Raw genomic sequence first — 12,995 nt, 5'->3', positions numbered from 1 at the left:
ATCGGCGCGCGGCCATGACCGAAGTCACCACCCAAGCCGCGATCATCCCGCTCGACAATGTCGATCCCGTGCTGGTCGAGCAATTGCTCGACCGCGCGTTCGAGCCGGAGCGACGCACGCGCACCGCCTACAAGGTGCGCGAGGGGATGGACTGGCTGCCGGGGCTGAGCTTTGCCGCGCTGGACGAGAACGGGATGCTTGTCGGCACGATCCAGTGCTGGCCAGTGGCGCTGACCGACCCGGAAGGGCGCGCGCACCCGATGATCATGGTCGGCCCGGTGGCGGTCCTGCCCGAACAGCAGCAGCGCGGCTTCGGCAAGGCGCTAGTCGCCGCGAGCCTGGCCTGCATCGATCCGGCCGCCGCGCTGCCGCAAGTGATGATCGGCGATGCCGATTACTACGGGCGCTTCTGGGCCTTTTCGGCCCGGCCGACGCGCGGCTGGCGCCTGCCCGGTCCGTGGGAGCCCGATCGCCTGCTGGTGCGCTGCGACAATCCGGCCGTGCTGCCCGCCGAAGGTATGCTGGGGCCTTGGCGCGGCTGAACCGATCTGGCATCGCGGATGCCATGCCATACGAGCCGCCCCCCGATCTTGCCGGCCTGACGCTTGCCGAAATCACCGCGCTGGCCGAAGCGCGCAAGCTGCCCCCGCTCGACCAGTGGTCGCCCGGTGAAATGGGCGAAAGCCACATGCGCATCGCCGCCGACGGGCGCTGGTTCCACGAAGGCGGGGAGATCACCCGGCCGGCGATGGTGCGCGCCTTCGCCTCGCTGCTGATGCGCGATGATGCCGGGCGGCACTGGCTGGTCACGCCCGGCCAGAAGCTGGCGATCGCGGTGGACGACGCCGCCTTCATCGCCACCGACGTGCGGCAGGACGCGGGTGCCCTCGCCTTCCGGCTCAATACCGACGATCTCGTCATCGCCGGGCCGGATCATCCGATCCGCGCGGCCGGCGATGCCGATGCCCCCGCCATCTACCTCGGCGTGCGCCACGGTACCGAGGCGCGCCTGAACCGCAGCACCTGGGCCCAGCTTGCCGAGATCGCGCTGGCCGGCGACGGCCGTTCGGTGACGAGCCGGGGCGCGACGTTTTCGCTGATGCCGGCATGAGCGCGCTGTTCGATCGCGTCTCGCGGCTGTTCGCCGCCGGCCACGCCGCCGCCCCGCCCGCGCTCTGGGTCGATCCGCGCATCACCGAGATCGCCAGCTTCACGCCCGCCGCCGTGCTGATCGCCATGACCGAGCGCGAGCGGCCGGGATTCCTGTTCCTCCACCGCCCTTCGAACATGCGCGCGCACGCCGGCCAGATCGCCTTTCCCGGCGGCCGGATCGATCCCGGCGAGAACCCGGTCGAAGCCGCGCTGCGCGAAGCGAACGAGGAACTGGGCATCGCGCCCGAAGCGGTGCGCGTGATCGGCACCACCGACCTCTACCGCACCGGATCGGCCTATGAGATCACGCCGGTGCTGGGCATCGTGCCCGCCGGCATCGAGATCCGGCCCAATCCCACCGAGGTTTCGCAGTGGTTCGAGGCACCGGTCGATTTCGTGCTCGATCCGGCGAACCAGGTGCGCAAGACGATCGACTGGGAAGGCCGCCAGCACGCCTTCATCGAGATCGACTGGCATGGCCACCAGATCTGGGGCGTGACCGGAGCCATCCTGCACAACCTGGCCGGACGCCTGAACTGGCATGGCTGAGCTTCTGCCCCAGGCGGACTGGACCGGGCGGGAGGATCTGGCCGCGCTGATGCGCGCGCTGGGGGCCGGCAATGCCCGCTATGTCGGCGGCGCGGTGCGCGACACGCTGCTGGGCATCCCGGTCAAGGACATCGACGTCGCGACGCCCTTGCGCCCCGAGGCCGTGATCGCGCGCCTGAACGATGCCCATATCCACAACGTTCCCACCGGAATCGCGCATGGCACGGTGACAGCGGTGCTGCCCGGCGGCCCAGTGGAGATCACCACGCTGCGCCATGACGTCTCGACCGATGGCCGCCGCGCCACCGTGTCGTTCTCGGCCGACTGGCGCGACGATGCGGCGCGGCGCGATTTCACCATCAACGCGCTTTATGCCGATCCCGACAGCCATGAGATCTTCGACTGGTTCGGCGGGCTGGACGATCTGGCCGCGCGCAAGGTGCGCTTCATCGGCGATGCGCACCAGCGCATCCGCGAGGATCACTTGCGCATCCTGCGCTATTTCCGCTTCCAGGCCCGCTTCGGCTCGCAGCCCGCCGATGCCCGGTCCGAAGCCGCCTGCCAGGAGCTTGCCGCCACGCTCAAGGGCCTGTCGCGCGAGCGGGTGGGCATGGAGTTCCTCAATCTGCTGGGCCTGGCCGATCCGGCGCCGACCGTCGCGCGCATGGCCGAGCTGGGCGTGCTGGGCGAAGTGCTGCCCGAAGCCGCGCCGGCGGCGCTGGCGGAACTCACCGCGCGCGAGCGCGCCGGCGGCGTGGCGCCCGATCCGGTGCGCCGGCTCGCCGCGCTGCTGCCCGCCGACGTGCCGCTGGCCGAGCAAGTGGCGGCACGCTTCCGGCTGTCCTCGGCGCAGAAGAAGCGCCTTGCCACGGCCGCCGCGCGCACCGGCGAGCCGGCCGATCCGCGCGCGCTGGCCTATCGGCTCGGGCGCGAGCAGGCGCTTGACCGGCTGCTGCTGACAGGCGCCGACATCGCGCCGCTGGCCGACTGGAACGTGCCGCCCTTCCCGCTCAAGGGCGGCGAGATCGTCGCGCGCGGCGTGAGTGCCGGGCCGGACGTCGCGCGCATCCTGCGCCGCGTCGAGGAAGGCTGGATCGCCGAGGGTTTCCCGGACCGCGCGCGAGTCGAGGCCCTGCTGGACGCGGAGCTAGACACGCGACCAGGCGACTGATTCGCAGTCAGCCTGCCGCAAGCTTGCCCATGGTAACGGGGTGACAGATGGACTTTCCCGGCCTGATCCAGTTCCTTGCCGAACAGCCGCTGCTCTCGCTCGCCATCGTCGCGATCTTCGTGACGACGCTGGGCGGGATGCTGCGCCGCCCCTCGCCCACGCTGGGGCGGCTGCTGCAAGGCATCGGCAATCTCGGACTGGTCGCGGCGCTGCTGCTCACCATCGCGCAAGTGGCCCGCTTCACCACGGGCCGGGATCTGGCGCTGCCGCAGCTCGACATGCCGTTGCAGCGCGTCGAGGGCGGCGAGACCCGCGTGCCGATGGACGCGGACGGGCACTTCTGGCTGACCGCGAGCGTCAACGGCACGCCGCGCCGCTTCCTGGTCGATACCGGCGCGACGATCACCGCGATCTCGCCCGAGACGGCCGCGGCCGGGAAAGTGCCCGCCAAGGCGATCCCCCAGACGGTCGCCATGCGCACGGCCAACGGCCAGATCCGCGCCGAGCTGGCGACGATCGACGAGTTACGCTTCGGCAATGTCGTCGCGCGCGATCTCGACACCGTGATCGCGCCGGGGCTGGGCGATGCCAACGTGATCGGGATGAACCTGCTCTCCCGCCTCGCCAGCTGGCGAGTGGAAGGGCAGACGCTGATCCTGGTCCCCCGCCATCCCCAGCCGGTGCCCGAAAGCTAGGGCGTGGCTCAACGCATCGGGAGCGGCAGCCCGACTTATTCGGCGGCCAACTCGTTCGGCATCAGCAGATAGCGCCAGATCGCGCCGCCAATCGCCGCGCCGACCAGCGGCGCCACCCAGAACAGCCAGAGCTGGCCCAGCGCCGCCGTATCGGCGAAGAGCGCCACGCCGGTCGAGCGCGCGGGATTGACCGAGGTGTTCGTCACCGGGATCGAGATCAGGTGGATCAGCGTCAGCGCCAGCCCGATCGCGATTGGCGCGAAGCCGGCCGGCACCAGCCGCGACGTGGAACCCAGGATCACGATCAGGAACCCGGCGGTCAGGATCACTTCGATCAGCGCGGCCGCCGGCAGCGCATAGCCGCCGGGCGAAAGATCGCCATAGCCGTTGGAGGCAAAGCCCCCGGCCGCGAACCCGGCCTTGCCCGATGCGATGACGTAAAGCGCGGCGGCCGCGACGATCGCGCCCAGCACCTGCGCGATCCAGTATGGCGCCACCTGCTTCCAGGCGAAGCGATCGGCGATGGCAAGGCCCAGCGTCACCGCCGGATTGAAATGGCCGCCCGAAATCCCGCCCACGGCATAAGCCATGGTCAGCACCGTCAGGCCGAAGGCGAAGGCGACGCCGGCAAAGCCGATGCCCAGGTCCGGGAACGCCGCCGCCAGCACGGCCGAGCCGCAGCCGCCGAAGACCAGCCAGAACGTGCCCAGGAATTCCGCCGTGAGATGTCGCGTCATATGCCCTCCCTCAAGTTCACCTCGGGCAGACTAGCCCAAGGCTCGCTTGCGACAAAGCACGAACCCATGACGTCACGTTGGCGGCTGCTCCCGAAAGGTTCAGCCCATCGCGGCGTGGCGCGCTTCGATCGCATCCCAGATGCGGGCGCCGGTATCGGTGCCGTTGAACCTGTCGATCGCGACGATGCCGGTGGGCGAGGTGACGTTGATTTCGGTCAGCCATTGCCCGCCGATCACGTCGATGCCCACGAAGACGAGGCCGCGCGCCTTGAGATCGGGGCCCAGCGCGGCGCAGATCTCCTCCTCGCGCGCGGTCAGGCTCGCCGCCTCGGCGAAGCCGCCGACAGCGAGGTTGGAGCGGAATTCGCCCTCGCCCGGCCGGCGGTTGATCGCGCCGGCGAACTCGCCATCGACCAGCACGATGCGCTTGTCGCCTTCGGATACCGAGGGAAGGAACGGCTGGACCATGAACGGCTCGGGCCAGACCTGGCCGAACAGTTCGGTCAGCGCGCCCAGGTTGCTGCCGTCGGCCGGCACGCGGAACACCGCCTTGCCGCCATTGCCGTGCAGCGGCTTGACCACCAGATCGCCGGGATGGGCCGCGTGGAAGCGCCGCACATCCTCGATCCGACGCGCGATGAAGGTGGGCGGCATGAACCGGGCATAGTCCAGCACGAAGACCTTTTCCGGCGCGTTGCGCACGGCGACCGGATCGTTGACCACCAGCGTCCGCCCCGCCAGCCGTTCGAGCAGGTGGGTGCCGGTGATATAGCCCAGGTCGAACGGCGGGTCCTGCCGCATCAGCACGACGTCGATATCGCGGGCCAGATCCAGCAGGCGATAGTCCTCGCGGCTGAAATGATCGCCGGCAAGGCGCTGCACGCTGACCGGCGCGGCCCAGGCGGTCAGCGTTCCGCCGGCGCCCACGCTGGTGTCGTAGGACAGGGTGCGCACATCGTAATGGAACAGCTCGTGCCCGCGCGCCTGCGCCGAAAGCATCAGCGCGAACGAGGAATCGCCCGCGATATTGACGGATTCGAGCGGGTCCATCTGGACCGCTATGCGTAATTTCATGCCAATTCCCGTCCTAGGGCTTCTACCGCGCGCGGCTTAATCCGAATCATGGGGCTTCGCGACTAGAATTCCAGCCGTCACCTGGAACGACACCCAACGATGGGCGCAAGCAAACGGCCAGTACCCCAAGGCCGTATCCACCGAGGCCCGTCACGCGCCGGATTGCCAGGCATTGGCGATCCGGCGCGGCCACTGCCCCGGCGACAGCAACAGGACATCGATCCGCGCGCTGTCGCCGGGCCTTGTGTAGCGATGCGCGATCGCCTCCACGGCGGCGGCCACGCGCCGCAGCCGCCAGGCGTCTATGGCCAGGGCAAGATCGGCGGGATCGGCGCGCCATTTCACTTCGACGAAGCAGACGGTGCGGCCCCGCCGGGCGACCAGATCGACCTCGCCACGCGGCGTCTTCACCCGGCGTGCCAGGATGCGCCAGCCGCACAGCCGCAAGTACCAGGCCGCCAGCGTCTCGCCGCGCCGCCCGCGCGACTCGGCCCGGGCGCGATGCCGTGTCATTTGAGCTCAAGCGCGCGTTCGTAAAGCGCCTTGCGATCGAGCCCCGTCGCCCGGGCGACTTGCGCCGCGGCTTGCGAAGGCTTGTGCAGGGCCAGCGCCGCGCGCAGCAGTGCATCGGCATCGATCGCGCCGGGCGGCTCGGCCACCGGCGGGCCGATCAGCAGGACGATCTCTCCCCTGGGTGGATGGGCGGTGTAATGCGCGGCCAGATCGGCCGGCGGCCCGGTGCGGCATTCCTCGAACTTCTTGGTCAGCTCGCGCGCCACCGCCACATCGCGCCCCGGCAACACCGCGCCGATGGCTTCGAGCGCGGCCAGCAGGCGCGGCGCGGTTTCATAGAACACCAGCGTCGCCGGCACGTCGGCCAGCTCGCGCAGCGCATCCTCGCGCGCCTTGGCCTTGTTCGGCAGGAAGCCGGCGAACAGGAAGCGATCGTTCGGCAGGCCCGACAGCGTCAGCGCGACGATCGCGGCGCTGGCCCCTGGCAGGCTGGTCACGGCGATGCCCGCCTCGCGCGCGGCGCGCACCAGGCGATAGCCGGGATCGGAGACCAGCGGCGTGCCGGCATCGCTCACCAGCACCACCGCCTCTTCGCGCATCAGCGCCAGCAGCCGGTCGCGATCGGCCTCGGCCGCGTGATCGTCATAGCGGATCATGCGCTTCTTGATGCCCAGGTGATGCAGCAGCCCGCCGGTGACGCGGGTATCCTCGCAGGCAATCACGGCCGCGCGGCGCAATGTCTCGACAGCACGCAACGTAATGTCGCCGAGATTGCCAATGGGGGTTGCCACCAGATAGAGGCCCGGCGAAAGAAGATCGTCCATGACGAAATCCATGAAGCAACAACCGGGGGAGCGTGCAAGTGATCTTCGAACGGCGTGTTGACCGACGCAAGCTGGTGGCCGCGGGCGCGCTCGCCCTGCTCGGCGCCTGCACGATGGTCCCCAAAGCCCCGCCCCCGACCGATACGGGCCCCGCGCAGCCGCCCGAGCCGACGCCGGGCCTGCCCACCGACGTCGCCCGGCACCGCGTCGCGCTGCTGGTGCCGATGGCCGGCGCCAACTCGGCCGTGGGCCAGTCGATCGCCAATGCCGCAACGATGGCGATCCTCGATACCAATGCCCAGAACCTGCGCGTCACCACCTACGACACCTCGGCGGGTGCGGCCGAAGCGGCGAAGCGCGCGGTGGCCGATGGCAACAAGCTGATCCTGGGCCCACTGCTGTCCGACGATATCCCCGCCGTCGCGGCCGTCGCGCGCCCGGCCAAGGTGCCGCTGATCTCGTTCTCGAACGATGCCGGCTCGGCCACCAAGGACGTGTTCATCATGGGCAACCTGCCGGGCCAGTCGGTGCGCCGCACGGTGAGCTATGCTGCCGGCAAGGGCGTGCGCAGCTTCGCCGCGCTCGTCCCGCGCGGCGAATATGGCGATAGGGTCTCGAAGGAGCTGGTCAGCGCGGTGCGCGCCGGCGGCGGCGCGGTGGCGGCGATGGAAGCCTATGACCGCACCAATACCTCGATCGTCAGCGCCGCCCGGCGGCTGCGCGAAAAGGGCGGCTTCGATGCCGTGCTGATCGCCGATGGCGGCGCCATCTCGGCACGCGCGGCCTTGCAGATCAAGCCGCAGGCGGGCGCCGCCAGCCCCCGCATCCTGGGCACGGAGCTGTGGGGCGGGGAAAAGGACGTCACCTCGACTCCGGCGCTGACCGGCGCCTGGTTCGCTACCGTATCGGACAAGAACTTCGGCCAGTTCAGCAAGAGCTACCGCTCGCGCTTCGGCGCGCAGCCCTATCGCATCGCCACGCTGGGCTATGACGCGGTGCTGCTGTCGCTGCGCGTCGCGCGCGACTGGAAGCCGGGTTCGGACTTTCCTTTGCGCAACCTTGTCGACAGCGGCGGCTTCCTGGGGCTTGACGGGCCGTTCCGGTTCGATGCGAGCGGGGTGATCGAGCGGGCGCTGGAAGTGCGCGAGGTGGTGCCCGGCAACGTCCAGGTGGTCAGTCCCGCGCCGGCCCGCTTCGGCGGCTGAGGGCGCGGCGGGAAAAAGGCCCCTGCGGATAAGCGGGCCGGCGCGCTTGCCGGGCGGATTCCCGCTCGCGTATAGGCCGCGCCATGGCCGATGATCTGTTCGACAAGCTCCCCGCCGCGAGCGGTGACAGCTATGACGGTTCCGCGATCGAGGTGCTGGAGGGGCTGGAGCCCGTCCGGCGGCGTCCGGGCATGTATATCGGCGGCACGGACGAGCGGGCGCTGCACCACCTCGCCGCCGAAGTGCTCGACAATGCGATGGACGAGGCGGTTGCCGGGCACGCCAACCGTATCGAGGTCACGCTGGAGGAAGCGCCGGGCGCCGCCGGGCGCCTGACCATCGTTGACAACGGACGCGGCATCCCGGTGGATGAGCATCCGAAATATCCGGGCAAGTCGGCTCTCGAAGTGATCCTGACGACGCTCCATTCGGGCGGCAAGTTTTCCGGCAAGGCCTATGCGACCTCGGGCGGCCTGCACGGCGTCGGCGTCTCGGTGGTGAACGCATTGTCCAGCCACACCCGCATCGAAGTGGCGCGCAACAAGGAGCTTTACGCGCAGGAATTCTCGCGCGGGCTGGCGCAGGGGCCACTGCAGCGCGTCGGCGCGGCGCCCAACCGGCGCGGCACTTCCGTGAGCTTCGTGCCCGATGCCGAGATCTTCGGCGACCAGAAGTTCAAGCCGGCCCGGCTGTTCAAGCTGGTGCGGTCGAAGGCCTATCTTTTCGCCGGGGTCGAGATCCGCTGGAAATGCGCGCCCGCGCTCGCCAGCGACGAGGTGCCGGCCGAGGCGGTGTTCCAGTTCCCCGGCGGCCTGGCCGATCACTTGCGCGAACAGGTGGGGACGCGCGAATGCGTCACCACCCAGTTCTTCGCCGGATCGCAGGATTTTCCCGCGCCCAATCCCGATGAGCCGCAAGGCCGCGTGGAATGGGCGGTGGCCTGGCCGCTCTATTCGGACGGCGCCTATTCCTGGTACTGCAACACGATCCCGACGCCCGATGGCGGCACCCACGAGCAGGGCCTGCGCGCCGCGCTGACCAAGGGCATCCGCGCGTTCGGCGATCTCGTCGGCCAGAAGAAGGCCAAGGACCTGACGCCCGAGGACGTGGTGACGGGCGGCGAGATCATGCTTTCGGTCTTCATCCGCGATCCGCAGTTCCAGAGCCAGACCAAGGACCGGCTGACTTCGCCCGAGGCCGCGCGGCTGGTCGAGAACGCGGTGCGCGACCACTTCGACCATTTCCTGGCCGACAACATGGACCGGGGCAAGGCCCTGCTCGCCTATGTCATGGAGCGCATGGACGAGCGGCTGCGCCGCAAGGCCGAGCGCGAGGTCAAGCGCAAGACCGCGACCAACGCGCGCAAGCTGCGCCTTCCCGGCAAGCTGACCGACTGTTCGGGCGAAGGCTCCGGCGAAACCGAGCTGTTCATCGTCGAGGGCGACAGCGCGGGCGGATCGGCCAAGCAGGCGCGCGACCGCAAGACACAGGCGATCCTGCCGATCCGGGGCAAGATCCTCAACGTCGCCAGCGCCACCGCCGACAAGATCCGCGCCAACCAGGAAATCGCCGATCTCCAGCTCGCGCTCGGCTGCGGCACCCGCAAGGACTGCAACCCGGACAACCTGCGCTATGACCGCATCATCATCATGACCGATGCCGATGTCGACGGCGCGCATATCGCGACGCTGCTAATGACGTTCTTCTTCCAGGAAATGCCCGAGGTGGTGCGGCGCGGGCATCTCTATCTGGCGCAGCCGCCGCTCTACCGGCTCACCGCCGGATCGACCTCGGCCTATGCGCGCGACGATGCCCACCGCGCCGAGCTGGAAGCCACCACGTTCAAGGGGCGCAAGGTGGACGTGGGCCGTTTCAAGGGCCTGGGCGAAATGAACCCGCAGCAATTGCGCGAAACCACGATGAGCACGCAGTCCCGCTCGCTGATCCGCATCACCCTGCCGCCCGAATACGAAGGCCGCGCGGCGGTGAAGGATCTGGTCGACCGGCTGATGGGCCGCAATCCCGAACATCGCTTCATGTTCATCCAGAACCGCGCGGGCGAAATCGACCCCGAACTGATCGACGCCTGAAGCGCCCCCGAGTGAACCAGCGGCCGCTGGACCGGGCCGGCGCAGCGCGGTTAACCCTTTTCATTTCCCCGCCGGGCCAACCGTAAACCGCCGTAGTTCGCTCCGAACCCCGGCGAAAGGCGCCGTGCGCTAACGCATTCCCTCATCGGCCCCAGGCGCGAGCACTGATCGCGGCGCGCGGGGTTTTTCGTGAACGGGGATGCCAGCAAACATGCCGAATTTCAGGAATATGACGATCGGCCGCAAGCTGATGATCATGCTTTCGCTGCTCGCGGTGATCGTGGTCGGGATCTGTGCAATCCTCATCACCCGGATGTCGGCGATGAACGCGGTGGGTGAAGAGATCATCAAGGACCATGTGCCGCAGGCGCTGATCGCCGACCGGATCAACACCGCCACTTCCGATGTCGAGGCCGCCAGCCGCGGCGCCATCATCGCCGCGGGCGATGCGACGCTGCGCCGCCGGTTCGAGCAGCAGATCGACACGCTGAATGCCGGCATCGAGGACGACTACAAGAAGATATCCTCGACCGATCTCGATACGAGCGAGCGCGGCTTCATCGAGGGCTTCCACCGCAAATGGGCGGATTACACCCAGGCGATCAATCAGGCGAACCGGATGCTCGCTGCCGGCAACGTCGGCGCGGCCACCGGCCTGCTGCTGAACAAGCGTGGTGAATTCGATTCGCTGAGCAAGGATCTCACCGATTTCGCCGGCTATCAGCAAGGCCACATCACCAATGCCACCGCGCGCGCCAATGCCGCCTACGAAGGCGGCGTGTGGATCGCGGGTGTCGCCATCGTGCTGTCGCTCATGGCCTTCGTCGCGACTTACCTCATGCTGGTGAAGCTGGTCGCGCAGCCGCTCGGCCGGATCACCGGCGCGCTGGGAGAGCTGGCATCGGGCCGGCTCGACGTCACTGTCCCGGTCGAGCTGACGCAGGACGAAGTGGGCGAGCTGGGCCAGGCGATGACGCGGCTGCGCGACATGCTGGTCACCGCCGGCCGGGCCAAGGAAGAACAGGCCGAACTGCTCGTCAGCAGCGTGGGCACCGCGCTCAACGGCCTGGCGCGCGGCGATCTGGGCACCCGCATCGATGCGGACCTCAGCGGGCCGTTCGCCACGCTCAAGAGCGATTTCAACGCGGCCGCGAACGAGCTGTCCACCGTGATCGCCTCGGTCACGCGCGCAGCCTCCAGCGTCCACGCCGGATCGTCCGAGATCCGCGCCGCGTCCGACGATCTGTCCTCACGCACCGAACAGCAGGCCGCCTCGCTCGAATCGGCGGCCTCGGCGATGGGCAAGATCACCCAGATGGTGCAGGAAAGCGCCCGCGGCGCCGCCGAAGTGCGCGCCACGATCAACAAGGCGCACGTGCGCGCCACCGAAGGCGGCGAAGTGGTGCGAAATGCGATCGACGCGATGGATTCGATCGAGAAATCCGCCCAGAAGATCACCCAGATCATCGACGTGATCGACGGCATCGCCTTCCAGACCAACCTGCTGGCGCTCAACGCCGGGGTGGAAGCGGCGCGCGCGGGCGAAGCCGGCAAGGGCTTTGCCGTCGTCGCCACCGAAGTTCGCGCGCTGGCCCAGCGATCGGCCGATGCCGCGCGCGACATCAAGGCGCTGATCTCCGAAAGCGCCGAACATGTCGGCTCGGGCGTGCGGCTGGTTTCGGATACCGGCAGCGTGCTGGACCAGATCGTCGATCAGGTCGGCCAGATCACCACGCTGATCGAAGGCATTTCCAGCGCGGCCGAGGAACAGGCCGAAGGGCTGACCAAGGTCAACACCGTGGTCGGTGAAATGGACCGCATGACGCAGCAGAACGCCGCGATGGTCGAGGAAAGCACCGCCGCCGCGCGCAATCTCGCCTCGCAGGCGGACGAACTGGCCAACCTGGTCCAGCGTTTCGAGTTGGGGATGACGCACCGTGCGGCATCGGTCGCGACGATCGCACGGACGGCACGCCCCGCCGAAGCCCCGGCCGCCGCCCGGCGCGCGCCGGCCTCGCGCGGCAATCTCGCGCTGGCCTCGGACGAAAGCCAGGACTGGTCCGAATTCTGATCGTCACGCGCGGCGCCGCCGGAGGTTTCATCGGCGGCGCCGCGAAGGACGGGCGCGGCTATCGCATCCGCTTGACGAACAGCCCGCTCTCGCGCTTCTCGGTGGCGAAGTTGGGCAGCGACTGGATCAGTTCCGACAACCGCGAATAGCCATAACTGCGGGCATCGAACGAGGATCGGTTGGCCACGCGCTGGCCGATCTCGGACAGGCTGGCAAAGCCCTGCTCGTCGCGCTTGCTGGCCTTCCAGGCATCGCCGAGCAACTTGAGCAGCTCATCGTCGATCACCGGCTTTTCAGCCGCGCTGTCGGCGATGCCGTCGGGCGGCAAGGCATCAAGGTCGATGAAGCGCGTGCAGGCCTCGCGGAACGCCTCGGGCGTGCGCGCCGAACCGAAGCCGTAGACCGGCATCCCGTTCTGCCGGATGCGCATGGTGATCGGCATGAAATCGCTGTCGCTCGACATGATGCCGAAGCCATCGACATGCCCGCCATAAAGCAGGTCCATGGCGTCGATCGTCATCTTCATGTCGGTGGCGTTCTTGCCCTTGGTCAGGTCGAACTGCTGCTGGGGCTCGATCGCGTGGCGATGAATGATCTTCGACCAGCCTTTAAGTCCCGGCTTGCTCCAGTTGCCATAGACACGCCGGATATTGACCGTGCCCAGATCCCCCAGGATCGTCAGCGCCGCCTCAAGGTTCGCGGGCGATGCGTTGTCGGCATCGATCAGCAGCGCGATGTTGCGGTTACGCTCTGGATATGTGGTCGCCATCGCCGAATCCCCTTTTCACGCCTTTCCCATCGGCGCATCGCGCGGGAAACGCCAGTGGCGCCGTGCTCGCGGATCGCGTCCTAGCACTACTTTGGCAGAAGTGCGTTGGAATGTCTGGCGAGGGTGCATCTACAGTGAGGGCAAT

Annotated in this window: 13 protein-coding genes; 8 read left to right on the top strand and 5 right to left on the bottom strand. The window is 68.5% G+C overall.

All coding sequences use genetic code 11. From position 1 onward, the window contains the following. The first annotated feature begins 14 nt into the window (after positions 1 to 14). From PYV00_RS20545 to PYV00_RS20525, 5 genes are read left to right on the top strand one after another with little or no spacing between them, the layout of a single operon-like run. Positions 15 to 542: a GNAT family N-acetyltransferase gene (locus PYV00_RS20545; protein ID WP_275230191.1), complete on the top strand. Its 528-nt coding sequence runs from the start codon at positions 15 to 17 to the stop codon at positions 540 to 542. Between the two features lie 23 nt (positions 543 to 565). After that, positions 566 to 1,111, top strand: coding sequence for a DUF1285 domain-containing protein (locus PYV00_RS20540; protein ID WP_275230190.1), 546 nt, complete (start codon positions 566 to 568; stop codon positions 1,109 to 1,111). Next, positions 1,108 to 1,701, top strand: coding sequence for an NUDIX hydrolase (locus PYV00_RS20535; RefSeq protein ID WP_275230189.1), 594 nt, complete (start codon positions 1,108 to 1,110; stop codon positions 1,699 to 1,701). The genes PYV00_RS20540 and PYV00_RS20535 overlap by 4 nt, the downstream gene beginning before the upstream one ends. Continuing rightward, complete coding sequence (locus PYV00_RS20530; protein WP_275230188.1) at positions 1,694 to 2,872, top strand: CCA tRNA nucleotidyltransferase; 1,179 nt, start codon at positions 1,694 to 1,696, stop codon at positions 2,870 to 2,872. The genes PYV00_RS20535 and PYV00_RS20530 overlap by 8 nt, the downstream gene beginning before the upstream one ends. Before the next feature lie 47 nt (positions 2,873 to 2,919). Then, positions 2,920 to 3,567 carry a retropepsin-like aspartic protease family protein gene (locus PYV00_RS20525; protein WP_275230187.1) on the top strand — a complete coding sequence of 216 codons (648 nt, stop codon included), beginning with the start codon at positions 2,920 to 2,922 and terminating at the stop codon, positions 3,565 to 3,567. A 35-nt stretch (positions 3,568 to 3,602) separates the two neighbouring features. On the opposite strand, the gene aqpZ is transcribed toward PYV00_RS20525, so the two are convergent. From aqpZ to rsmI, 4 genes are all read right to left on the bottom strand, one after another. After that, positions 3,603 to 4,304: an aquaporin Z gene (gene aqpZ / locus PYV00_RS20520; protein WP_275230186.1), complete on the bottom strand. Its 702-nt coding sequence runs from the start codon at positions 4,302 to 4,304 to the stop codon at positions 3,603 to 3,605. Between the two features lie 99 nt (positions 4,305 to 4,403). Then, positions 4,404 to 5,378, bottom strand: a complete 975-nt coding sequence (gene gshB / locus PYV00_RS20515; RefSeq protein ID WP_275230185.1) for a glutathione synthase — start codon at positions 5,376 to 5,378, stop codon at positions 4,404 to 4,406. Positions 5,379 to 5,528: 150 nt separating this feature from the next. Next, positions 5,529 to 5,891 (bottom strand): YraN family protein, encoded by a 363-nt coding sequence (locus PYV00_RS20510; protein WP_275230184.1) that lies wholly within the window; start codon positions 5,889 to 5,891, stop codon positions 5,529 to 5,531. Next, positions 5,888 to 6,715, bottom strand: a complete 828-nt coding sequence (gene rsmI, locus PYV00_RS20505) for a 16S rRNA (cytidine(1402)-2'-O)-methyltransferase (RefSeq protein WP_275230183.1) — start codon at positions 6,713 to 6,715, stop codon at positions 5,888 to 5,890. Before rsmI ends, PYV00_RS20510 begins: the two co-directional genes overlap by 4 nt. A 41-nt stretch (positions 6,716 to 6,756) precedes the next feature. On the opposite strand from rsmI, the gene PYV00_RS20500 reads away from it, so the two are divergent. The 3 genes from PYV00_RS20500 (at position 6,757) to PYV00_RS20490 (ending at position 12,081) form a co-directional block, all read left to right on the top strand. Beyond that, positions 6,757 to 7,920: a penicillin-binding protein activator gene (locus PYV00_RS20500; RefSeq protein WP_275230315.1), complete on the top strand. Its 1,164-nt coding sequence runs from the start codon at positions 6,757 to 6,759 to the stop codon at positions 7,918 to 7,920. Between the two features lie 83 nt (positions 7,921 to 8,003). Further along, a complete protein-coding gene (parE, locus tag PYV00_RS20495) occupies positions 8,004 to 10,010 on the top strand; it encodes a DNA topoisomerase IV subunit B (RefSeq protein WP_275230182.1) in 2,007 nt (668 codons plus the stop codon). Between the two features lie 211 nt (positions 10,011 to 10,221). Continuing rightward, positions 10,222 to 12,081 (top strand): methyl-accepting chemotaxis protein, encoded by a 1,860-nt coding sequence (locus PYV00_RS20490; RefSeq protein WP_275230181.1) that lies wholly within the window; start codon positions 10,222 to 10,224, stop codon positions 12,079 to 12,081. 58 nt (positions 12,082 to 12,139) lie between these two features. Here PYV00_RS20490 and PYV00_RS20485 read toward each other — a convergent pair whose 3' ends face one another. Next, positions 12,140 to 12,850, bottom strand: coding sequence for an NYN domain-containing protein (locus PYV00_RS20485; RefSeq protein ID WP_275230180.1), 711 nt, complete (start codon positions 12,848 to 12,850; stop codon positions 12,140 to 12,142). Positions 12,851 to 12,995: the final 145 nt, after the last annotated feature.

The sequence above is a fragment of the Novosphingobium album (ex Liu et al. 2023) genome, assembly GCF_029076845.1.
Classification (GTDB): domain Bacteria; phylum Pseudomonadota; class Alphaproteobacteria; order Sphingomonadales; family Sphingomonadaceae; genus Novosphingobium.
Note: the sequence above shows the minus strand (reverse complement) of the source record. Positions and strands in the feature narration are given on the sequence as shown.